This window comes from Rathayibacter sp. AY1H3 (assembly GCF_002932015.1).
In genome coordinates this window covers 79,791-101,076 of record NZ_PSUU01000001.1, presented here as the reverse complement: position 1 = coordinate 101,076, position 21,286 = coordinate 79,791, and the positions used below count along the sequence as shown (strand labels likewise).

Sequence of the window (21,286 nt, the reverse complement as noted above, 5' to 3'; positions counted from 1 at the left end):
TCACAATCGAATGAGGTCCCCATCCATGCGACTCCGGAACCGGCTGGGCTGACATGCTCGCCTACATCGTCCGACGCATCCTGCAAGCCGTCCCCGTGCTCATCGGCACCACGTTCCTCATCTACTTCATGGTCTTCTCCATGCCGGGGAACCCGCTCCTGTCGCTCTTCGGCGACAAGACGCCGAGCCCCGCACTCCTCGCCCGCCTCGAGGAGCAGTACCACCTGAACGAGCCCTTCTTCGTCCAGTACCTGTACTACCTGGGAGGCGTCGTCCGCGGCGACTTCGGCATCTCGTTCTCCGGCCAGTCCGTCAACGAGATCCTCGCCCGCACCTTCCCGGTCACCCTGACGCTCGCCATGATGGCGATCGTCATCGAGATCGTCGTCGCGCTGACCATCGGTCTCATCAGCGGTCTGCGCAAGGGCAGCTTCTTCGACGCGAGCGCGCTGGTCGTCAGCCTCCTGCTCGTGTCGGTGCCGATCTTCGTGCTCTGCTTCATCGCGCAGTCCTTCTTCGCGATCCAGCTGGGATGGTTCCCTCCGACCGTCGGAGCCGACGCGTCGTTCCAGAGGCTGCTGCTGCCCGCGATCGTGCTCGCCCTGTTCGTGGTCGCCTCGGCCATCCGCCTCACGCGCGGCTCGGTCATCGAGACGGCCGGCTCGGACTTCGTCCGCACCGCGTACAGCAAGGGGCTCTCGCGACGCCGCGTCATCCCCGTGCACGTCCTGCGCAACTCGCTCATCCCGGTCACGACGCAGTTCGGAGCCGACTTCGGCCTCCTGATCGTCGGCGCGACCGTGACCGAGGGCATCTTCAACGTTCCCGGAGTCGGGAACACGCTCTATCAGGCGATCATCCGAGGTGAGCGGCCGACCGTCGTCTCCTTCGTCACGGTCATGGTGCTGTTCTACCTCGTGGTGAACATCCTCGTCGACCTGCTCTACGCCGTACTCGACCCGAGGATCCGCTATGCCAAATGAGTCCACCGGCGGCGCGCAGAAGGCCCGCCGCATCGACCACTTCGTGGCCCCGCTCGAGGAGACGCCGATCGCGTCGGTCGACGCCGTCAGCCTCGACGAGAAGCCCAGCAACCTCTGGACCGACGCGTGGCGCGACCTGCGCAAGCGGCCCATGTTCTGGATCTCGGGCGTCCTGATCCTCGTCATCATCGCCGTCGCGCTGTTCCCGGGCCTGTTCACCTCGGTGGACCCCCGCCAGTGCGCGCTCTCGTTCAGCAACCAGGGCCCCGGCGACGGCAGCCTGCTCGGCTACACCAAGCAGGGGTGCGACGTCTTCTCGCGGATCATCCACGGCACGTCCACGTCGCTGACCGTCGGCCTCATCGTGATCGTGATCACGACGGTCTCCGGCGTCATCGGCGGCGCTCTGGCCGGCTTCTTCGGCGGCTGGGTCGACACCGTGATCATGCGCCTCGGCGACATCTTCTTCTCGATCCCCTACATCCTCGCCGCGGTCGTCATCATGTCCGTCTTCTCGGCCTACCGGAACGTGTTCGTCATCGCCCTGGCGATCGGCGCGTTCGCCTGGCCGACGACGGCGCGCGTCCTGCGCTCCGAGGTCCTCCGCGTGAAGCAGGCCGACTTCGTCGGCGCCGCCACCGCGACCGGCCTCTCCCGCATGGCGATCCTGTTCCGACACGTGCTGCCGAACTCGATCGCTCCCGTCATCGTCGTCACGACGATCTCGCTCGGCGCGGCCATCACCGCGGAGGCGACGCTGTCGTTCCTCGGCGTCGGCCTTCCCGGCTCGGTCATGTCGTGGGGCAACGACATCAGCCAGGCCCAGCGCGATCTGCGCACCAACCCGCAGACGCTGATCTACCCGTCGATCGCCCTGACGGTCACGGTGCTGAGCTTCATCCTCCTCGGCGAATCGCTCCGCGACGCGCTCGACCCGAAGGCGAGGGCCCTCCGATGACCGCCACGACACCGAACGCACCGCACGGGCCGCTGCTCGAGGTCACCGACCTCGAGGTCGGCTTCCAGACCGGCAGCGGACTGGTCCCCGCCCTCCGCGGCGTGAGCCTCACGATCGAGCACGGCCAGACCGTCGCGATCGTGGGGGAGTCGGGCTCCGGCAAGTCGACGACCGCCGCCGCGATCATCGGCCTGCTCCCCGGCACCGGCCAGGTCACCGCCGGCTCCGTGCTGTTCGACGGCAAGGACCTCGCGAAGGCGACGAGGACCGAGCTCGAGGACATCCGCGGCCGCCGGATCGGCTACGTCCCGCAGGACCCGATGTCGAACCTGAACCCCGTGTGGTCGGTCGGCTTCCAGGTCGAGGAGACCATCAAGGCCAACGGCCTCGCGACCGGTCGCAAGGAGGTGCGCGCCAAGGCGATCGAGGTCCTGCAGAGCGCGGGCCTCGCCGACGCGGAGAAGCGCCTCAAGCAGTTCCCGCACCAGTTCTCGGGCGGCATGCGCCAGCGCGTGCTGATCGGCATCGGCCTGGCCGCGGCTCCCCAGCTGCTGATCGCCGACGAGCCCACCTCGGCGCTCGACGTCACGGTCCAGCGCCGGATCCTCGACCACCTCGAGACGCTGACGAAGACCGACGGCACCGCGCTGCTCTTCATCACGCACGACCTGGGCCTCGCCGCCGAGCGCGCCGAGAAGCTCATCGTCATGTACAAGGGCCGCATCGTCGAGTCCGGCGCCTCGGTGGAGGTGCTGCAGAACCCGCAGCACCCCTACACGCAGCGCCTGATCGCGGCGGCGCCCAGCCTCGCGTCGCGCCGCATCCAGTCGACGGCCGGCCGGGCCGTGGAGTCGGTCTCCGGCGAGTCGGAGGCCGTGCGCGAGGTCGGCCTGGTCGGCGCGGGCGCCGCGCACCACGCCGGCGCGGTCGCCTCGGGCGCCCCGATGATCGAGGTCGACGGCCTCACGAAGGTCTTCAAGATCCGCCGCGGCGGCCTGAAGGCCGAGGACTTCACCGCCGTCGACAACGTGTCGTTCTCGATCCCGAAGGGCACCACCACGGCGCTCGTGGGCGAGTCCGGATCGGGCAAGTCGACGATCGCCCGCCTGGTGCTGGGCCTCGAGACGGCGACGTCCGGAGCGATCTCGATCGCCGGACGCCGGACCGAGAAGCTCAAGGGCCGCGACATGCTGGCGCTCCGGCGCTCCATGCAGCCGGTGTTCCAGGACCCGTACGGCTCGCTCGACCCGCTGCACAACATCGGCAACACCATCTCGGAGCCGCTGCGAGTGCACAAGGTCGGCGACCGGACGTCGCAGCGCGAGCGCGTCCTCGAGCTGCTCGACCAGGTGTCCCTCCCGCGCGTGATCGCGAGCCGGTACCCGAACGAGCTCTCCGGCGGCCAGCGCCAGCGCGTGGCGATCGCCCGCGCGCTCGCGCTGAAGCCGGAGATCGTGGTGCTCGACGAGGCCGTGTCGGCTCTGGACGTCCTCGTCCAGGCGCAGATCCTCCGCCTCCTCGCCGACCTGCAGGCCGAGCTCGGGCTGACCTACCTGTTCATCACGCACGACCTGGCGGTGGTCCGCGTGATCGCCGACGACGTCTGCGTGATGCAGAAGGGCAGGATCGTCGAGCACGCCCCGACGGACACCGTGTTCGACTCGCCGCAGCAGGAGTACACCCGCGAGCTGCTCGACGCCATCCCCGGCGCCGGCATCGAGTTCGCGGTCTGACCGACCGTCACCAGGGCCCCGGCCCCGCCTGGAGCGCTCCTCGGAGCCCTCCGGAGCGGGGATCCGGGGCCCTTCGCCGTGCGGACGCCTCGCTGCGGTACGATGGATGGTCCCCCTTTTGCACGAGAACACGAGACGAGTCCGTATCCATGGCAAGTGCCACCCGCTCCGACCTGCGCAACGTCGCGATCGTCGCCCACGTCGACCATGGCAAGACCACGCTGGTCGACGCCATGCTCAAGCAGACGAACTCCTTCGACGCGCACGCCCACGTGGACGAGCGCGCGATGGACTCCAACGAGCTCGAGCGCGAGAAGGGCATCACGATCCTCGCGAAGAACACCGCTGTCTCGTACAGCGGCAAGCACGCGAGCGACGGTCCCATCACCATCAACGTCATCGACACCCCGGGCCACGCCGACTTCGGCGGAGAGGTCGAGCGCGGCCTGTCGATGGTCGACGGCGTCTGCCTCCTCGTCGACGCGTCCGAGGGCCCGCTGCCCCAGACCCGCTTCGTGCTGCGCAAGGCGCTCGAGGCGAAGCTCCCCGTCATCCTCCTGGTCAACAAGACCGACCGCCCCGACGCGCGCATCGACGAGGTCGACGCCGAGAGCCAGGACCTGCTCCTCGGCCTCGCCTCCGACATGGCCGACGACGTGCCGGACCTCGACCTCGACGCGATCCTCGACGTCCCCGTGGTCTACGCCTCCGGCAAGGCCGGCCGCGCCTCGGCGAACAAGCCCGAGGACGGCACGCTGCCGGACGCCGAGGACCTGGAGCCGCTGTTCGAGGCGATCCTCAAGCACATCCCCGCGCCGACCTACGACGACGACGCGCCCCTCCAGGCCCACGTCACCAACCTCGACGCGTCGCCGTTCCTCGGCCGCCTCGCCCTCCTCCGCGTCTTCAACGGCACGATCAAGAAGGGGCAGACGGTCGCCTGGGTCCACCACGACGGCACCCACACCAACGCGCGCATCACCGAGCTGCTGATCACCAAGGCGCTCGACCGCTACCCGGCCGAGTCCGCGGGCCCCGGCGACATCGTCGCGATCGCGGGCTTCCCCGAGATCACCATCGGCGAGACCATCGCCGACCCCGAGGACATCCGCCCGCTGCCGGCCATCACGGTCGACGACCCGGCGATCTCGATGACGATCGGCACCAACACCTCGCCGCTCGTCGGCAAGGTGAAGGGCCACAAGCTCACGGCGCGCATGGTCAAGGACCGCCTCGACCGCGAGCTCATCGGAAACGTGTCGCTCAAGATCGTCGACATCGGACGCCCCGACTCGTGGGAGGTCCAGGGCCGCGGCGAGCTCGCGCTGGCCATCCTCGTCGAGCAGATGCGCCGCGAGGGCTACGAGCTGACCGTCGGCAAGCCCCAGGTGGTCACCCGCCAGGTCGACGGCAAGACGCACGAGCCCTTCGAGCACCTCACGATCGACGCCCCGGAGGAGTACCTCGGTGCGATCACGCAGCTCCTCGCCGCCCGCAAGGGCCGCATGGACGGCATGTCGAACCACGGCACCGGCTGGGTCCGCATGGAGTTCATCGTTCCGTCGCGCGGCCTGATCGGCTTCCGCACCGAGTTCCTCACCACCACGCGCGGCACCGGCATCGCGAACGCGATCCTGCACGGCTACGAGCCGTGGGCCGGCGCGATCGTCACCCGCAACAACGGGTCGATCGTCGCGGACCGCAACGGCGTCGTGACCCCGTTCGCCATCATCGCGCTCCAGGAGCGGATGACCTTCTTCGTGAACCCCACCGAGGAGGTCTACGAGGGCATGGTGATCGGCGAGAACTCGCGCAACGACGACATGGACGTGAACATCACCAAGGAGAAGAAGCTGACCAACATGCGTCAGTCCACCTCCGACACCTTCGAGTCGATGACGCCGTCGCGTCAGCTGACGCTCGAGGAGTGCCTCGAGTTCGCCCGCGAGGACGAGTGCGTCGAGGTCACCCCCGAGGTCGTCCGCATCCGCAAGGTGGAGCTCGATGCGAACGCCCGCGCGCGCATGACGAGCCGCCTCAAGAAGCAGGGCTGAGCCCCGGGCGCCTCGGCGCCCGCCCACGACGAGACCGGCCGGAGCGATGCTCCGGCCGGTCTCGTCGTCTCCGCCCGGTGCTGCAGCGTGCAGCGCCGATCCCGTCCCTCGCGGTCCGGATCAGCCCTCCGGACTCGGAGAGGGAGAGGGGGTCGAGGACTCCGCCTCGAGCGTCGAGGTGACGAAGGAGACGAACGCCGCCGCGTCGTCCGGCTTCCCCGTGTACTGCTCGCCGTTCACCAGCACGGTGGGCGTCGACCCGAGCTTCGGCAGCGAGGAGTTAGCGAGGGGGAGCGAGGTGGCCCGCTCGGTCGCGGCCTTCACCCAGGGCCGGAACTCGCCCGCGGTCATGCAGGCGAGGACGTCGTCGTCGGTGACGCCCGCTCCGGTCACCAGCGCCCGCAGAGCGTCGTCGTCGAGGCCCGTCGTCCCCTCCGCCGGCTGCTGCGCGAAGAGCGCCGCGTTCACGGCGAGGAAGCGGTCCGGATCCTCGTCGGCGACGCACGCCGCGGCGTTCGCGGCCCGGCTGGAGTACTCGGAGCCGGCCGAGGAGGAGTCGAGGATCGCCACCGGGTGGATCTCGAGCGTGATCGCCTCCTTCGTCAGCCACGACTGCAGCTGCTCGGCGTTCGCCTTCTCGAACTGCCCGCAGTACGGGCAGAGGTAGTCGACGTAGAGGTCGACGGCGACGACTCCGCCCGCCCGTGTGGCGCTCTCGTCGGTCGGGACGGGGGAGGCTCCCGGAGCGAGTGCCGCGGTCGTCGTCGCCGTCACGGCCGAGCCGTCGCCCGCGAGGACGATGCCGTCGCTGAGCATGTTCGCCGGGCCGGCGCTCGCGACCTCCTGCTGCGACCAGACGTTCCAGCAGACCAGGGCCACGACCGCGAGGAGCCCGACGACCGCTCCGCCCTGCCCGAGCAGCCGGTTCCGGCGCCGCCGGCGCCTCTCGGCTTCGCGGCGCTCCCGCGCCTGCGCTCGGGCGAGCTCCTGGCGCTCGCGCTTGGTCAGGCCGCTTCTCGCACTGTTCCCGGACATCGCCGACGACGCTACGGGCGCAGGCTTCGGCGCGCCGTGGAGTGCGCCCGCCGGATCCTGGGACGGAGTGCGGGTCCTCTCAGGGATCAGGCGAAGAGGCCGGAGCCGAGGAAATCGGTCTCGTCGCGGGCACCGGGCGGCACCGCGAACACAGCCGAGCCGACGTGCTTCACGTACTCGTTCAGCGCGTCGGTCGCGAGGTTCCGCTGCACGGTGACGAACTGCTCCGGGGAGCGCTGGAACGAGAGGAAGAACAGCCCCGCGTTCAGGCGTCCGAGCTCGTCGTTGCCGTCGACGAAGTTGTAGCCGCGGCGCAGGAGCCGCACTCCGTTGTTCACGCTCGGGTGCGCGAGGCGCACGTGCGACTCCTGATCGATCAGCGGGGCACCCGTGGCGCCGGCCGCTGCGAAGTCCGGCTCGGTGGACTCCGTGCCGCCCGAGAGCGGGGCTCCGGACCCCTTGCTGCGGCCGATGACCCGCTCCTGCTCGCCCAGCTGGCTGCGGTCCCACGTCTCGATGATCATCCGGATCTTCCGCGCGACCAGGTAGCTGCCGCCGACCATCCACGCGGGGCCGTCGGAGGAGGGGACCCAGACGTGCTCTTCTACGGCGTCGGCCTCCTCGGACTTCACGTTCGCCGTGCCGTCCTTGAAGCCGAAGAGGTTGCGCGGAGTCGCCTGGGCGGTGGACGTCGAGGAGGTGCGGCCGAAGCCGAGCTGCGACCAGCGGAGCGAGGCCCGGCCGAACGCGATCCGGCTCAGGTTGCGGATGGCGTGCACGGCGACCTGCGGATCGTCGGCGCAGGCCTGGATGCAGAGGTCGCCGCCGCCGGCCGACGGGACGAGCGCGTCGCCGCGGAAGCGGGGCAGGGCCTGCAGCTGCGGAGGCCGGCGGTCGGCGAGGCCGAAGCGGTCGGCGCCGGACTCGTCCGTGAAGAGGGTCGGTCCGAAGCCGACCGTGACGGTGAGGGACGCGGCGTCGAGCCCGAGCGCCTCCCCGGTGTCCTCCGGGGGAGCCGTGTCCGGCCCGTCCACCGCGCCGGTCTCGCCGACCTCGAGGCCCTGGGTCATCCGCGAGGCGGCGAGCGTCCAGTCCTTCAGGAGCTCGACGAGGTCCTCGCGCGTGGTGCCCGCGGCGAGGTCGAACGCGGCGAAGTGCAGACGGTCCTGCGCGGCGGTGGTGATGCCCGCCTGGTTCGCGCCGAAGAACGGCACGGTGCGCGTGGCGGAGGAGGCCGTCGCGCTCGCAGACGATGTGACGGCCACCGTGCCGCCCACTCCGGCGGCCAGCCCGGCCGTCCCCGCCGAGACGAGGCCGAGAAGCCCGCGCCGCGAGAGGCGGCGGGGCTCGTCGGAGGGCCGTTGGGAAGCCGTCGGCCGGGCTCCCTCGTGATGCTCGGCGCCCACTAGGCGGCCGGCTCCTCGACGCCCAGCACCGTGTGGGTCAGCTGCGAGAGCGGCTCGGAGAGAGCGTTGACCGCGTCCGAGAGCTCCTTCTTCTGCTCCGCGGTGTCGGTGGAGTACGCAGCGAAGCCGGAGTCGATCGAGCCGTACTGCGCGAGCAGGGCGTCGAGCTCGGAGAACCGCTGCGTGATCCGTCCGGTGAGGTCGGCGCCCTCGTCGCCGCTGGCGGTCGCGATCGGCTCGACGTTGCCGAACGCCACCTCCGCGCCCTGGACGTTCGCGGCGAAGTCGGTGAGGTCAGTGCTCGACCACCAGTCCTCCTCGCCCGTGATCTTGCCGGCCGCGACCTCGTCGAGCAGGCCGATGGCGCCGTTGGAGATGTCGCCCACCGAGACGGTGAAGCCGGGCGCGTTCACGAGGTCGGCCAGGCTCTGCACGTCGTCGACGAGGCCCTGGCCGAACTGCGCGCGCTGCTCGGGGGTGGAGGGCGCCCAGTCGAGGAGCGCGCTCGTGCCGTCGGAGTTGAGCGCACCCTCCGCGGGGGCCCACAGGTCCTTCTCGATGCGGTGGAAGCCGGTCCAGTCCAGGCCCTCGGCGACGGCGTCGACCTCGCGGTAGTCGATGCGCGGGTCGAGGTCGCCGAACGCCTCCGCGGTCGGCTCGATCCGCTCGTAGAAGACGCGGGTCGACGCGAAGAGGCCGCGCGCCTTCTCGTCGTCGCCTGCCTCGTAGGCCTGCGCGAACTCGGCGACCGCGGGGAGCAGCTCGCCCACCTGCGACTTCACGTACGCCACGTAGTTGGTGACCGCCGCCTCCGTCGCCGCCTTCTCGTCCGCCGACTGCGCGGTGGCCTCACCGGTCACGGTGAACTCGCTCAGCCCGACCGGGGCGCCGACCTGCTGGAACTTGCAGGCGGTGTAGTAGGTGCCAGGCTCGAGCTGAGCGACGTAGGAGACGCTCTGGCCCGGGGTCACGTTCTCCTTCTCGCCCACGATCCGCAGCTTGTCCTCGGCCAGGATCTCGAACTCGTTGACGTCCGAGCCGCCGTTGGTCAGTGAGAACGTCACCGCTCCCGCCTCGGCGGTCGCCGTCGACACCTCGCAGGCGTCGTCCCTGATCGCGACGTCGAGCGCGGCGGAGGAGGAGGACGCGGGGGTGTTCGGCACGCAGCCCGTGAGGATCAGCGCCAGGGCGCCGGCGCCGGCGAGGCCGAGGGTGACGCGGGGGAGGGTGGGACGAGCGCGCGAGGACATGCTTCTCCTGGATCGGGGCGAGTGCGCCGGCGGTGCCGGAGCGGGTCAGACGGAGGTGGGAGCGGGAGCGGCGACCGGGGCCGCGCTGCCCCGCCGGGGACCGCGCAGGCGGACCTGGCGGACGAACAGGGCGCCGACGACGACGAGGTAGAGCAGCCAGGCGGCGAACTGCAGAGCGGTCGGCTCGGGCGTGTAGTTGAAGAGGCCGCCGACCACGGCGGTCACGGGCGGCGGGAGGATCGGGCCGAGCGAGAACAGCGGGGTGCCCCAGCCGGGCAGGAGCGACGCCTCCTGCAGGTCGCCGACGCCGTAGGAGAGGACGCCGGCCGCGACAAGGATGAGGAAGCCGCCCGTCCAGGTGAAGAAGCGCCCGAGGTCGATCCGGACGAAGCCCCGGAAGATCAGGTACGCGATGACGACCGAGCTGAGGATGCCCAGCATCGCGCCGACCGTGCCGACCCACGCGCTGGATCCCGACCCCGCAGTGCTCGAGGACACGCTCGCCCAGACGAAGAGCGCCGTCTCGATGCCCTCGCGGCCGACGCTGATGAAGCCGAGGACCACGATGCCGAGGGCCGAACCCGCGACGGCGCCGTCGAGCCGGGACTCGAGGTCGCCCTTCATGCTGCGGGCGTTCGCGCCCATCCAGAAGATCATCCAGGTGACCAGGCCGACCGCGAGGATCGAGAGGCCGCCGCCGATGAGCTCCTGAGCCTGGAACGACAGGGTCGAGGGGCCCCAGGTGAGGATCGCACCGGTGACGAGTGAGATCGCGATCGCGGCGGCGATACCGGTCCAGAGCCGCGGCAGCACGTCGCGCCGGCCGAGCTTGGTCAGGTAGGCCACGAGGATGCCGACGACGAGGCCGGCTTCGAGGCCTTCGCGGAGGCCGATGAGGTAGTTTGCGAGCACGCGTGTTCTCTTGGTCGATGGTGGACGAGGAGGGGGCGACTCCCGCCCCGAGTCGATCCGGTCGGCGGGCCTCCGTTGTTCGGTAAGCCTTGCCTAACCCGGGTCGACTGTAGTCCGCTGCCCGGTCGCTGTCCAGAAGCGCCCGCAGCGGAGGCCGCGCAGGACGAGAGGCGGAGAGTGGACGCGGGCCGGGACGCAGCAGCGGAGCGGGTGGTGGCGGTGCACGCCCACCCCGACGACGAGACGATCACCATGGGCGGAACCCTGGCGCGGCTGGTGGCACAGGGCGCCTCCGTGACCGTCGTCACCGCCACGCGGGGCGAGTGCGGCGAGGTCATCCCCGAGGACCTCGCTCCGCTCGAGGGCTCGGCCGAGCTGGCCGCGCACCGGACGACCGAGCTCGTCGTCGCCCTGACGGCCCTCGGCGTCGCCGACCACCGCTTCCTCGGCGAGGCGGGCGCCCGCGCACCCGGCCTCGCTCCGCGCGTCTACCGGGACTCCGGCATGCAGTGGGGCACAGGCCGCGTCCCGGTGCCGCTCGAGCCGGTGCATCCCGCGTCCTTCACCGCCGCGCCCGAGGACGAGGAGGTGGCGGAGATCGTCGCCGTCCTCCGGCAGGTCGACGCGGGCGTCGTGCTGTCCTACGACGCGGTCGGCTGCTACGGACACGCGGATCACGTGCGTACCGCCCGGGTCGCCGAGCGCGCCGCCGAGCGCCTGGGCATGCGCTTCCTCGCCGTCCTCCCCGACGCGGCCCCGCCCCTCCCCGGGGACGTCGTGATCGAGCTGTCCGCCGAGGACCACGCCCGCAAGCGCGCGGCCCTCGAGGCGCACGCGACGCAGCTGGTGGTCGAGGGCGACGAGGCCCGGCTCTCGAGCGGTCCGCCGTTCCCCATCGGCCGCATCGAGCGCTTCCGCCCGGTCGCGCAGGCGGGGCGTCCGGCGCCGCTGCCGGAGGAGCGTCCGACGCTGGGATCGCGCGTGCTGTCGGGCGTCGCCGGAGTCCTGGTCGGCGCGGTGGTCGGAGCGATCACGACCGTCGCCCATCAGAGCACCGTGTCGGTCGGCGGTGTCGTCCTCCCGGTCGGCCTCGCCGCCTCCCTCGCCGGCGTGCTGCTGCTCCTGCTCGGGCTGCGCCTCGTGCTCATCGACCGGTTCGTCGCGTTCTGCACCGCGATGGGCCTGCTCGGGATGATCGGGCTGCTCGCCCTGCGCAGCACCGGCGGATCCGTCCTCGTCCCGGCGAACGGCCTCGGCGTGGCCTGGACCTTCCTCCCCGCCCTCATCGCCCTCGTCGTGATCGCCTGGCCGCGGCTGCGGGCGGCCGCTCCCGCCGCCGCCCCGCGGCCCGCGGACGCCGACGCCCCGTCGGCCCCCGTACGATAGAGACACTGTTCGAAGGGACCTGGAGCACCGTGACCTACGTGATCGCACTTCCGTGCGTCGATGTCAAAGACCGCGCCTGCATCGACGAGTGCCCGGTCGACTGCATCTACGAAGGCGAGCGCTCGCTCTACATCCACCCGGACGAGTGCGTGGACTGCGGTGCCTGCGAGCCGGTCTGCCCCGTCGAGGCGATCTACTACGAGGACGACCTCCCTGAGGAGTGGTCCGACTACTACAAGGCCAACGTCGAGTTCTTCGACGAGATCGGCTCCCCGGGTGGAGCCGCCAAGGTCGGCGTGATCGCGAAGGACCACCCGGTCATCGCGGCGCTGCCTCCGCAGAGCCACTGAGGCCGCTCCCGTGGCCCTCGGCGCGCTGCCCGACTACCCCTGGGACCTGATGGCGCCCTTCGCCCGCACGGCGGCGGAGCACCCCGGCGGGATCGTCGACCTGTCGATCGGCTCGCCGGTGGACCCGACGCCCGCCCCGATCCGCGACGCGCTCGCCCGCGCGACGGACTCGCACGCGTACCCCACGACCGTGGGCACCCCCGCTCTGCGCGAGGCGATCGCCGCCTGGTACGCGCGGCGGCGCGGAGTCGAGGGCCTCGGGATCGACGAGGTCCTGCCGACGATCGGCTCCAAGGAGCTCGTCGCCTGGCTGCCCTTCCTCCTCGGACTCGGGGAGGGGGACGTGGTCGTGCATCCGCGCGCCGCCTACCCGACGTACGCGATGGGCGCGGCGATCGCCGGCGCCGAGGCGCTCGCCTCCGACGACCCGGCCGAATGGCCCGCGACGACCCGCCTGGTCTGGCTCAACTCTCCCGGCAACCCCGATGGCGCCGTGCTCGACGTGCCCGCCCTGCAGCGCGCCGTCGCGCGTGCCCGTGAGCTGGGGGCCGTGATCGCGGGGGACGAGTGCTACGCCGAGCTCGGCTGGGACGGCCGCTGGGCCGACGAGCCGATCCCGAGCGTCCTCGACCCGCGCGTGGTGGGGGAGGACCGCACCGGGGTCCTCGGCGTCTACTCGCTGAGCAAGCAGTCGAACCTCGCCGGCTACCGCGCCGCCTTCGTCGCCGGGGACGCGGCCCTGATCGCGCGCCTGGTGACCGTCCGCAAGCACGCGGGCATGATCGTGCCCGGTCCGCTGCAGGAGGCGATGATCGTCGCCCTCGCCGACGACGAGCACGTCGCCGCGCAGAAGGAGCGCTACCGTTCCCGCCGCGACCGCCTCCGGCCCGCCCTCGAGTCCGCGGGCTTCCGGATCGACCGCAGCGAGGCCGGCCTCTACCTGTGGGCGACCGAGGGCCGCGCGGCCTGGGAGTCCATCGACCGGCTCGCCCGCCTCGGCGTCCTCGCGGGCCCCGGCGTCTTCTACGGGGAGGGCTTCCCCGAGCACGTGCGCCTCTCGCTGACGGCCTCCGACGAGCGGATCGACGCGGCCGTCGAGCGCCTGTCCGGCGGCCTCTGAGGCGCTCGACCCGGCCGATCCTGGCGGGTTCCGACAAGGACCCGGCCCCAGCGCTGGGCGATGTCACAGTGCCCCCGCTTTGCCCATAGGCTGTATGTGGTTCGGTCGACGGCGCCTCGCGAGGCCCCGGCTGCACCACGATCCAGACCCGGCGCCGCCCGCTCCGCGCGAGCGCTCCCGGGGTGCGACCGCGACGACCTGGGAGGCGTTGTGACCGAATCCGGCACGCAGAGCGACGGAACCGCGACGGTGGGCTCCACGGAGCCCGCGACCGGGAGCGCCACGACGCCGCCTCCCGCGCCGGCGGAGCAGGAGCTCCCCGAGAAGGTCACGCTCACCTTCGGCGACCGCACCGCGGACTTCCCGGTCCTGCGCAGCGTCGACGGCTCCTCGAGCATCGACTTCTCGACCCTGTCGAAGCAGACCGGCTTCATGTCGCTCGACTACGGCTTCGTGAACACGGCGGCGACCAAGTCGCAGATCACCTACATCGACGGCGACCAGGGGATCCTCCGCTACCGCGGCTACCCGATCGAGGAGGTGGCCACCAACGCGACCTACCTCGAGGTGGCCTGGCTCCTCATCTACGGCGAGCTGCCGACGGCCGACGAGCTCGCGGGCTTCGACGAGCGCATCCGCCGCCACACGCTCCTCCACGAGGACCTCAAGCGCTTCTTCGACGCGCTCCCGCACAGCGCGCACCCCATGTCGGTGCTCTCGGCCGGGGTCTCGGCCCTGTCGACGTACTACGAGGACAGCTCCAACCCGAAGGATCCGGAGGCGGTGGAGCTCACCACGATCCGCCTCCTGGCGAAGCTGCCCGTGATGGCGGCGTACGCCCACAAGAAGGCGATCGGCCAGGCGTTCCTCTACCCGGACAACTCGCTGAGCTTCGTCGACAACTTCCTCCGCCTCAACTTCGGAACGATGGCCGAGCAGTACCAGGTCGACCCGGTGCTCTCGAAGGCGCTCGACCGCCTCCTGATCCTCCACGAGGACCACGAGCAGAACGCGTCGACGTCGACCGTCCGCCTCGTCGGCTCCACCGAGGCGAACCTCTACGCCTCCGTCTCGGCCGGCATCAACGCCCTGTTCGGCCCTCTGCACGGCGGAGCGAACGAGGCGGTGCTCACCATGCTCGGCCGGATCCGCGAGTCGGGCGAGAGCGTGTCGACGTTCGTCGAGCGGGTGAAGAACAAGGAGGAGGGCGTGCGCCTGATGGGCTTCGGCCACCGGGTGTACAAGAACTACGACCCGCGCGCGAAGCTGGTCAAGGAGAGCGCCTCCGAGGTCCTGCAGGCCCTCGGCGTGAAGGACCCGCTGCTCGACATCGCGATGGAGCTCGAGGCCCTCGCTCTCGAGGACGACTACTTCAAGGAGCGGCGCCTCTACCCGAACGTCGACTTCTACACGGGCGTCATCTACAAGGCGATGGGCTTCCCGACCCGGATGTTCACCGTGCTCTTCGCGATCGGCCGCCTGCCCGGCTGGATCGCCCACTGGCGCGAGATGAACACCGACAAGCAGACCAAGATCGGCCGCCCGCAGCAGCTCTACATGGGCTCGCCCGAGCGCCACTGGCCGACCGACCGCTGACCGGTCCCCGAGAGCCCGTCCCCGCCGGGGGCGGGCTCTCGCCGTGCGGCGCACCCGCCTCTCGTCAGCCGTCCGAGGCTCGAACCGCTTCTTCGAGGCGGGACGCAGAGCGGCGTGGTCGCCGCGGACTCGATCAGCACGGGTCGTCCCGGGGTGCCGCCTGCGGGGCCCGGCGGCGCCGGACGCTCGCCCTCAGGCGTGCAGAGCGGCGTTCAGCTCGATGCCGGCGCCGGTGCGGGGGAGGACTTCGACGGCCCCGGTGAGGGAGTTGCGGCGGAAGAGCAGGTTCGGCACGCCCGAGAGCTGCACGGCCTTCACGGTCTGCGGGGCGCCGTCGGCGCGCGGCGCTCCGCCGACCACGACGACCTTGGTGCCGGCGGTCACGTAGAGGCCGGCCTCGACGACGGTGTCGTCGCCGAGGGAGATGCCGATGCCCGAGTTCGCACCCAGCAGCGCCCGCGCGCCGATCGAGACGCGCTGCACTCCTCCGCCCGAGAGGGTGCCCATGATGGAGGCGCCGCCGCCGATGTCCGAGCCGTCGCCGACCACGACGCCCTGCGAGATGCGCCCCTCGACCATCGAGCTGCCGAGGGTCCCGGCGTTGAAGTTGACGAAGCCCTCGTGCATCACCGTCGTGCCGGGTGCCAGGTGCGCGCCGAGGCGGACGCGCGAGGTGTCTGCGATGCGCACCTTCGCGGGGGTGACGTAGTCGGTCAGCCGCGGGAACTTGTCGATGCCGGTGGCCTGGATGCCGTGGCGCCGGAGCGAGGGGCGCAGGCGGGTGAACGACTCCGGCGAGACCGGACCGGCGTTCGTCCACACCACATTCGGCAGGTGGGCGAAGACGCCGTCGAGGTTCACCTCGTTCGGGCGGACCAGGAGGTGCGAGAGCAGGTGCAGCCGCAGGTAGGCGTCGGACGTGGAGGCGGGCGGCGCCTGCACGTCGATCTGCAGCGTGACCACGTCGATGCGGACCTCGCGGCGCGGATCCTCGCCGGCCTGCTCCTCGAACTCCGCCGGCACGATCCAGGGGTCGCGGCCGGCCGGGATGGTGCCGAGGCGCGGCTCCGGGAACCAGGTGTCGAGGACGGTGCCGTCGGCGGCCACGGTGGCGAGCCCGTATCCCCAGGCGGAGGCGGGCGCGGAGGAGTCTGCGGAGTGCTCGAAGGTCATGCCGATCAGGGTAGCGCGGAGCGTCCGGCCGCTACCCTGGGGCGCATGGCCGATCCGACCACCGCCCCTCCGCTCGATCTGCGCACCGATCCGGTCGCCCTGACGCGGATCCTCTGCGACATCCCGTCCGTCTCGGGCGACGAGCTCGAGATCGCGGACGCGGTGCAGTGGGCGCTCGAGCAGTACGACCACCTCGAGGTCATCCGCGACGGCCACACCGTCGTGGCGCGGACGAACCTCGGCCTCGCCCAGCGCGTCGTGATCGCCGGGCACCTCGACACGGTGCCGGTCAACGGCAACCTGCCCGTCGTCGCCGAGACGATCGACGGCGTCGAGCACCTGGTCGGCCGCGGGACCGTCGACATGAAGGCCGGAGTGGCGGTGCAGCTCGTCCTCGCCGCCGAGCTCTCCGATCCGGCCGTCGACATCACCTGGATGTGGTACGACAACGAGGAGGTCGCAGCGGACCTCAACGGCCTCGGCCGCCTCTCCCGGCACCGCCCCGACCTCTTCTCCGCCGACTTCGCGGTGCTCGGCGAGCCGACGAGCGGAGCAGTGGAGGGCGGCTGCAACGGGACGCTCCGGGTCGACGTGGTCACCCGAGGAGTCCGCGCCCACTCCGCCCGCAGCTGGGTCGGCGAGAACGCGATCCACGCGGCGGCGCCGATCCTCGACCGCCTCGCCGCCTACGTACCGCGCGAGGTCGAGGTCGAGGGCCTCGTGTACCGCGAGGGCGTCAACGCCGTGCGCGTCACCGGCGGGGTCGCGGGCAACGTGATCCCGGACCTCTGCACGGTGCAGGTCAACTACCGCTTCGCCCCCGACCGGTCCGGGGAGGAGGCGCTCGCCCACCTCGAGGAGCTCTTCGAGGGGTTCGAGGTGACGGTGGACGATCTGGCCGAGGGCGCCCGCCCGGGGCTGGACGCACCTCTGGCCCAGGCCTTCCTCGCGGCCGTCGGAGCCGAGGCGAAGCCCAAGTACGGCTGGACCGACGTCGCGCGGTTCTCCGCAATGGGCATCCCGGCTGTCAACTACGGACCGGGCGACCCGCTCCGGGCCCACGCCGACGACGAGCGCGTGGCGGTGCGCGAGATCACCGAGTGCGCCGAGGGCCTCCGCCGCTGGCTGACCGCGTCCTCGTGAGCGCGAGCGCCACGGCCGTCCCCGTCCGCCTCCGCCTGCGCCTGGTCCCGTGGTGGGCGCGGGTCCTCCTGGTGTACATCGCGACCCGCGTGGTCACGACGGTGATCCTGCTGCAGTTCGCCGCGCACCAGCTCGCGAACCCGTGGACCGGACCCTCCCCGTCCTACTCGGCCTTCGCGTCGATGTGGGACGGCCGCTGGTACGAGATCATCGCGGCCACCGGGTACCCCGGCTTCCTGCCGATCACGCAGGACGGCCACGTGGGGGAGAACGCCTGGGCCTTCATGCCGCTCTACCCGGGCGTCGTGAAGGCGCTGATGGCGCTCACCGGCCTCACCTGGGCTCCGGCCGCCGTGACCGTCTCCGTCCTGTGCGGAGCCGGAGCCTGCCTCGTCCTGTACCGCCTCTTCCGGCACTCCCTCGGCGAGTCGCAGTCGCTGACGGCGGTGCTGCTGTTCTGCGTGGCGCCGACCTCGCCGCTGATGCAGCTCGCCTACGCGGAGTCGATGGCGATGCTCCTGACCGCGGTCACGCTCCTCCTCCTGGTGCGGCGGCGCTGGCTCGCGGTCGTGCCCGTCGTGCTGCTGCTGGGCCTGACCCGGCCGAGCGGGCTCGCCTTCGCCGCCGCGCTCGGCCTGTACGTCGTCTACCGGTTCGTCCGGCGCCGCACGGAGCCGTTCCCGCGGTCGGAGTGGCTGCCGGCCGTGGGCCTGACGGCGTGGGGGCTCGTGGTCGGCTTCCTCTGGCCCGCCGTGGCGTGGGCCGTCACCGGGTCGATGACCGCGTACACCGACACCGAGCTGGCGTGGCGTGCGGTCTATATCGGCTACCAGGAGCTGCTCCCGCTGACCCCGTGGTTCCAGGGCGGCGCCTGGTGGGGCTCGTGGTGGTTCGGGGCTCCGGCCGTCGGCATCGTCCTGGTGGTGCTCCTGCTGGCGGCGTTCGTCGGGATCCTCGCCGCACCGTGGACACGGAGGCTGGATCTCTTCAGCCGGGCCTGGGTCGCCGGGTACGGCGTCTACCTGCTGGCGTTCTTCTTCCCGCAGTCGAGCACCTTCCGGCTGCTGGGCCCGATGTTCCCGCTCGTCGGAGCGCTGGCGGTGCCGCGCTCGCCGGTCTTCCGCGTCGCGCTGGTCCTGCTCGGGATCGGCGGCCAGATCGTCTGGATCTCGATCTGCTGGGCCGTCGCCGGATCGGACTGGACCCCGCCGTGATCGTGCCGAGCGCCCGCCCGGCGCGGTGCTCCTCCGGGGACTCCCGACTCCCGCACGGGTATGCTCGTCGGAATGTCTCCCCTCACGCCAGCCGGTGAGCCGCGACACGCGTCGCCCCTCCTCCGGCCGACCCGCCGGCGAGCCGCGGCGACACCCGCCCGCTCCCCGCTGACGACCCCCTCCGCCTCCTCGACGGACCGCGGGCCGCTCGCGTGAGCGCCACCGCCACCGCGACCGCGCCGGAGACGGAGGACGCCTCTCCGTCCCGCTCCCGCTGGGGTCTGCTCCGGAGGATCCCGTGGTGGATCCAGGTGCTCCTGGTCTTCGCCGTGTCCCGGGTCGTCACGACCGTGATCATGCTCCGTGTCGGCGCCGTGCGTCAGGGCGTCGAGTGGACGGGACTCCGCGACACCTACGTCCGGTTCGCGACGACGTGGGACGGCGGCTGGTACGAGCGGATCGGGATGACGGGGTACCCGTCGGTCCTGCCGCTCTCGCCGTCCGGAGCCGTGGAGCAGAACCCCTGGGCGTTCATGCCCGTCTACCCGTTCACCGTCCGCGGCCTGATGAACATCACCGGGCTCGACTGGGCGAACGCGGCGGTGCTCGTCGCCCTGGTCTGCAGTGCAGCGGCGTGCCTGGTGATCTACCGGCTGTTCCGCGTCTCGCTCAGCGAGGGCCAGGCGCTGATGGGGATCGTCTTCTTCTGCGTCGCTCCGACGTCCCCGATCCTGCAGATCGGCTACGCGGAGTCCGGCGGCATCCTCCTGACGGCCGTGCTGCTCCTCCTGCTGGTGCGCCGCAAGTGGATCTGGACGTTCCCCGTCGTGCTGGTCGTGGGGCTCCTGCGCCCGAGCGGTCTCGCGATCGCGGCGATGACGGGCCTCTACTTCCTCTACCGCGTCTGGCGGCACGTGCGCGGCACCGAGCCGTTCGCCCGCCGGGAGTTCGCCTTCACGGTCTCCCTCACGGTCTGGTCCCTCGCGGTGGGGTTCGCCTGGCTGCTCATCGCCTGGGCCGTGACCGGCTCCTTCACCGCGTACACCGACACCGAGCTCGCCTGGCGCAGCGTCTTCATCGGCGAGGGCGAGCTCATCCCCTTCACCTCCTGGTTCGCCGGCGGGGGCTGGTGGGGAGGCCTCTGGTTCGGCTCGCCGATCACGGGCATGGGCATCACCGTCGTGGTGGTGCTCGGATTCCTGGCGATCCTGTTCTCGCGGGCCACGCGCAGCCTCGACGTCTTCTCGCGGCTCTGGGTCGGCGGCTACGCGATCTACCTCTTCGCGTTCTTCTACCCGCAGTCGAGCACGTTCCGCATCCTGATGCCGATGTTCCCGCTGGCCGGGGCGCTCGCGGTGCCGCGGTCGACCCTCCTGAGGGTGTTCGTGGTGGCCGCATCGATCGTCGGGCAGATCGTCTGGGTGCTGCTGTGCTGGGTGTTCACCCCGGGCGACTGGTCCCCGCCGTGATCGGCTGACGCCCGACTTCCGGGCGCGGTTCGGAACACCCCCGCGGATGCACGATAATAGGGGGATACGTCACGAAAGGGGAACTCTATGGCGGCCATGAAGCCGAGGACCGGAGACGGACCGATGGAGGCTGTTAAGGAGGGCCGACTCATCGTCGTGCGCGTTCCGCTCGAAGGAGGCGGACGCCTCGTCGTCTCGGTCAACGATGCAGAGGCGAAAGAGCTGCACGACGCGCTCGCGTCGGTGGTGTCTCCCGCCTGATCCGCACCGTCGTGAACGCCCGTCGCACACCGTGCGGCGGGCGTTCCGTCTTTCCTCGGTCGGCCGCGCTCGTCAGGCGCGGCGCTTGTTGGCCTGCAGCAGGCCGTCGCCGATCGGCGAGAGCACGCTGACCACGGCGGGGGAGGCGCAGACCTCGGCCACCAGCGTGCGGAACGCCGTCGCGATCTCGTCGCGCTGCGCGGGGTTGGCCACGCGTCCGCGCCAGAGCGCGTGGGGGACGAGGACCGTCCCGCCCGGACGGACGAGCCGCAGCGCGTGCTCGACGTTCTCGATGACCTGCAGCGGATCGCCGTCGACGAAGACGATGTCGTAGGAGTTCTCGTTCATCCGGGGCAGCACCTCGAGGGCGCGGCCCGGGATGAGCCGCAGCCGGTTGGGCGAGATGCCCGCCTCGTGGAACTGGGCGCGCGCGTGCTGCTGGTGCACCGCCTCGGAGTCGATCGAGGTGAGCATGGCCTCGGGGGCGCCGTCGAGCAGCCACAGGCCGCTCACTCCGGTGCCGGTGCCGATCTCGATGATGGAGGTCGCGCGCGCCGCGGCGGCGACCAGCGCGGCCTGCGCTCCGATCGAGGGGGAGACGGCGTCGATGCCCAGCTCGACCGAGAGCCGGCGGGCCGAGGCGATGGCCTCCGACTCGACGACCGCGTCCTCGGCGTACTTCCAGTTGGCATCCTTGTCGGACACGGGGGCGCTCCTCTGATCGGTGCACCGAGCGGATCGCGCCCGGGCATCGTCAGGGTACGGTGGCGCGCGGGCTCCGCGAGGGAGGCGCGGCGGGTTAGTGTTGTCCTCGTGTTCGGTCTGACGTTCGACAAGCTCCTCATCATCGGGGTCATCGCTGTCTTCGTGCTGGGTCCCGACCGCCTCCCGCACTACGCCGCCCAGCTCGGGCAGCTCGTGCGCAAGGTGCGCGGATTCGCCACGCAGGCCCGGGAGCGCGTCAAGGACGAGATGGGCGACGAGTTCAACGACGTCGACTGGAAGAAGCTCGACCCGCGCCAGTACGATCCCCGCCGCATCATCCGCGACGCCCTGCTCGAGGACGATCCGGCCCCCACCGTGAAGCCGCCCACCGCTGTCGCCGCTCCGGTCGTGCCGGGCGGCACCGGCTCCGCGCAGGACAGCTACTACACGACGATGCAGCGCTCCGTCTCGTCCGGCACGCTCTCGAGCGTCGCGCCGCCGCCGATCGACTCCGAGGCCACCTGAGCCCTGCTCCGCG

Annotated in this window: 19 protein-coding genes; 13 read left to right on the top strand and 6 right to left on the bottom strand. The window is 71.4% G+C overall.

The features are described 5' to 3' along the window. Window positions 1–53 precede the first annotated feature (53 nt). From C5C33_RS00465 to typA, 4 genes are all read left to right on the top strand, one after another. A complete protein-coding gene (locus C5C33_RS00465) occupies window positions 54–983 on the top strand; it encodes an ABC transporter permease (RefSeq protein ID WP_104222975.1) in 930 nt (309 codons plus the stop codon). After that, window positions 973–1,941, top strand: coding sequence for an ABC transporter permease (locus tag C5C33_RS00460; RefSeq protein WP_104222976.1), 969 nt, complete (start codon window positions 973–975; stop codon window positions 1,939–1,941). The genes C5C33_RS00465 and C5C33_RS00460 overlap by 11 nt, the downstream gene beginning before the upstream one ends. Further along, on the top strand, window positions 1,938–3,674 hold the full coding sequence (locus C5C33_RS00455) for an ABC transporter ATP-binding protein (RefSeq protein ID WP_104260130.1): 1,737 nt from the start codon (window positions 1,938–1,940) through the stop codon (window positions 3,672–3,674). The genes C5C33_RS00460 and C5C33_RS00455 overlap by 4 nt, the downstream gene beginning before the upstream one ends. A gap of 149 nt (window positions 3,675–3,823) precedes the next feature. After that, entirely contained in the window at window positions 3,824–5,728 is a 1,905-nt protein-coding gene (gene typA, locus C5C33_RS00450) for a translational GTPase TypA (RefSeq protein WP_104260129.1), read from the top strand. A 120-nt stretch (window positions 5,729–5,848) separates the two neighbouring features. On the opposite strand, the gene C5C33_RS00445 is transcribed toward typA, so the two are convergent. The 4 genes from C5C33_RS00445 to efeU all read right to left on the bottom strand — a co-directional run bounded on the left by C5C33_RS00445 (window position 5,849) and on the right by efeU (window position 10,331). Beyond that, entirely contained in the window at window positions 5,849–6,763 is a 915-nt protein-coding gene (locus C5C33_RS00445; protein WP_104260128.1) for a thioredoxin domain-containing protein, read from the bottom strand. Window positions 6,764–6,849: 86 nt separating this feature from the next. Further along, complete coding sequence (gene efeB / locus C5C33_RS00440; protein ID WP_104260127.1) at window positions 6,850–8,169, bottom strand: iron uptake transporter deferrochelatase/peroxidase subunit; 1,320 nt, start codon at window positions 8,167–8,169, stop codon at window positions 6,850–6,852. Beyond that, window positions 8,169–9,419 (bottom strand): iron uptake system protein EfeO, encoded by a 1,251-nt coding sequence (gene efeO / locus C5C33_RS00435; protein WP_104260126.1) that lies wholly within the window; start codon window positions 9,417–9,419, stop codon window positions 8,169–8,171. The genes efeB and efeO overlap by 1 nt, the downstream gene beginning before the upstream one ends. A 45-nt stretch (window positions 9,420–9,464) precedes the next feature. Next, window positions 9,465–10,331, bottom strand: a complete 867-nt coding sequence (gene efeU, locus C5C33_RS00430) for an iron uptake transporter permease EfeU (RefSeq protein WP_104225548.1) — start codon at window positions 10,329–10,331, stop codon at window positions 9,465–9,467. Between the two features lie 177 nt (window positions 10,332–10,508). Between efeU and C5C33_RS00425 the strand changes: the two genes are divergently transcribed. The 4 genes from C5C33_RS00425 (at window position 10,509) to C5C33_RS00410 (ending at window position 14,783) form a co-directional block, all read left to right on the top strand. Beyond that, window positions 10,509–11,717, top strand: a complete 1,209-nt coding sequence (locus tag C5C33_RS00425; protein WP_146085724.1) for a PIG-L family deacetylase — start codon at window positions 10,509–10,511, stop codon at window positions 11,715–11,717. A 29-nt stretch (window positions 11,718–11,746) separates the two neighbouring features. After that, window positions 11,747–12,067 (top strand): ferredoxin, encoded by a 321-nt coding sequence (gene fdxA, locus C5C33_RS00420; RefSeq protein WP_104222984.1) that lies wholly within the window; start codon window positions 11,747–11,749, stop codon window positions 12,065–12,067. A 10-nt stretch (window positions 12,068–12,077) separates the two neighbouring features. Next, the gene (dapC, locus tag C5C33_RS00415; RefSeq protein WP_104246606.1) at window positions 12,078–13,187 is read left to right on the top strand and encodes a succinyldiaminopimelate transaminase; all 1,110 of its coding nucleotides are present in this window, start codon (window positions 12,078–12,080) and stop codon (window positions 13,185–13,187) included. A 210-nt stretch (window positions 13,188–13,397) separates the two neighbouring features. Beyond that, entirely contained in the window at window positions 13,398–14,783 is a 1,386-nt protein-coding gene (locus tag C5C33_RS00410; RefSeq protein WP_258059270.1) for a citrate synthase, read from the top strand. Window positions 14,784–14,975: 192 nt separating this feature from the next. Here C5C33_RS00410 and dapD read toward each other — a convergent pair whose 3' ends face one another. Continuing rightward, window positions 14,976–15,956, bottom strand: coding sequence for a 2,3,4,5-tetrahydropyridine-2,6-dicarboxylate N-succinyltransferase (gene dapD, locus C5C33_RS00405; protein WP_104260124.1), 981 nt, complete (start codon window positions 15,954–15,956; stop codon window positions 14,976–14,978). 45 nt (window positions 15,957–16,001) lie between these two features. Between dapD and dapE the strand changes: the two genes are divergently transcribed. The 4 genes from dapE to C5C33_RS00385 all read left to right on the top strand — a co-directional run bounded on the left by dapE (window position 16,002) and on the right by C5C33_RS00385 (window position 20,043). Continuing rightward, window positions 16,002–17,099, top strand: coding sequence for a succinyl-diaminopimelate desuccinylase (gene dapE / locus C5C33_RS00400; protein WP_104225552.1), 1,098 nt, complete (start codon window positions 16,002–16,004; stop codon window positions 17,097–17,099). Then, a complete protein-coding gene (locus C5C33_RS00395) occupies window positions 17,096–18,313 on the top strand; it encodes a hypothetical protein (protein WP_258069143.1) in 1,218 nt (405 codons plus the stop codon). The genes dapE and C5C33_RS00395 overlap by 4 nt, the downstream gene beginning before the upstream one ends. Window positions 18,314–18,525: 212 nt before the next feature. Next, window positions 18,526–19,782: a hypothetical protein gene (locus C5C33_RS00390; protein ID WP_104260123.1), complete on the top strand. Its 1,257-nt coding sequence runs from the start codon at window positions 18,526–18,528 to the stop codon at window positions 19,780–19,782. Window positions 19,783–19,869: 87 nt separating this feature from the next. Further along, window positions 19,870–20,043, top strand: a complete 174-nt coding sequence (locus C5C33_RS00385) for a DUF3117 domain-containing protein (protein WP_068208299.1) — start codon at window positions 19,870–19,872, stop codon at window positions 20,041–20,043. Between the two features lie 72 nt (window positions 20,044–20,115). On the opposite strand, the gene C5C33_RS00380 is transcribed toward C5C33_RS00385, so the two are convergent. After that, a complete protein-coding gene (locus C5C33_RS00380; RefSeq protein WP_104222989.1) occupies window positions 20,116–20,748 on the bottom strand; it encodes an O-methyltransferase in 633 nt (210 codons plus the stop codon). Between the two features lie 108 nt (window positions 20,749–20,856). Between C5C33_RS00380 and C5C33_RS00375 the strand changes: the two genes are divergently transcribed. After that, window positions 20,857–21,273 (top strand): twin-arginine translocase TatA/TatE family subunit, encoded by a 417-nt coding sequence (locus C5C33_RS00375; protein ID WP_146076468.1) that lies wholly within the window; start codon window positions 20,857–20,859, stop codon window positions 21,271–21,273. Window positions 21,274–21,286 lie beyond the last annotated feature (13 nt).

Excerpts from the sequence above, each read along its gene's own strand:
- C5C33_RS00465 (WP_104222975.1), top strand. The coding sequence starts at position 54 with ATGCTCGCCTACATCGTCCGACGCATCCTGCAAGCCGTCCCCGTGCTC.
- C5C33_RS00460 (WP_104222976.1), top strand. The coding sequence starts at position 973 with ATGCCAAATGAGTCCACCGGCGGCGCGCAGAAGGCCCGCCGCATCGAC.
- C5C33_RS00455 (WP_104260130.1), top strand. The coding sequence starts at position 1,938 with ATGACCGCCACGACACCGAACGCACCGCACGGGCCGCTGCTCGAGGTC.
- typA (WP_104260129.1), top strand. The coding sequence starts at position 3,824 with ATGGCAAGTGCCACCCGCTCCGACCTGCGCAACGTCGCGATCGTCGCC.
- C5C33_RS00445 (WP_104260128.1), bottom strand. The coding sequence starts at position 6,763 with ATGTCCGGGAACAGTGCGAGAAGCGGCCTGACCAAGCGCGAGCGCCAG.
- efeO (WP_104260126.1), bottom strand. The coding sequence starts at position 9,419 with ATGTCCTCGCGCGCTCGTCCCACCCTCCCCCGCGTCACCCTCGGCCTC.
- dapD (WP_104260124.1), bottom strand. The coding sequence starts at position 15,956 with ATGACCTTCGAGCACTCCGCAGACTCCTCCGCGCCCGCCTCCGCCTGG.
- dapE (WP_104225552.1), top strand. The coding sequence starts at position 16,002 with ATGGCCGATCCGACCACCGCCCCTCCGCTCGATCTGCGCACCGATCCG.
- C5C33_RS00385 (WP_068208299.1), top strand. The coding sequence starts at position 19,870 with ATGGCGGCCATGAAGCCGAGGACCGGAGACGGACCGATGGAGGCTGTT.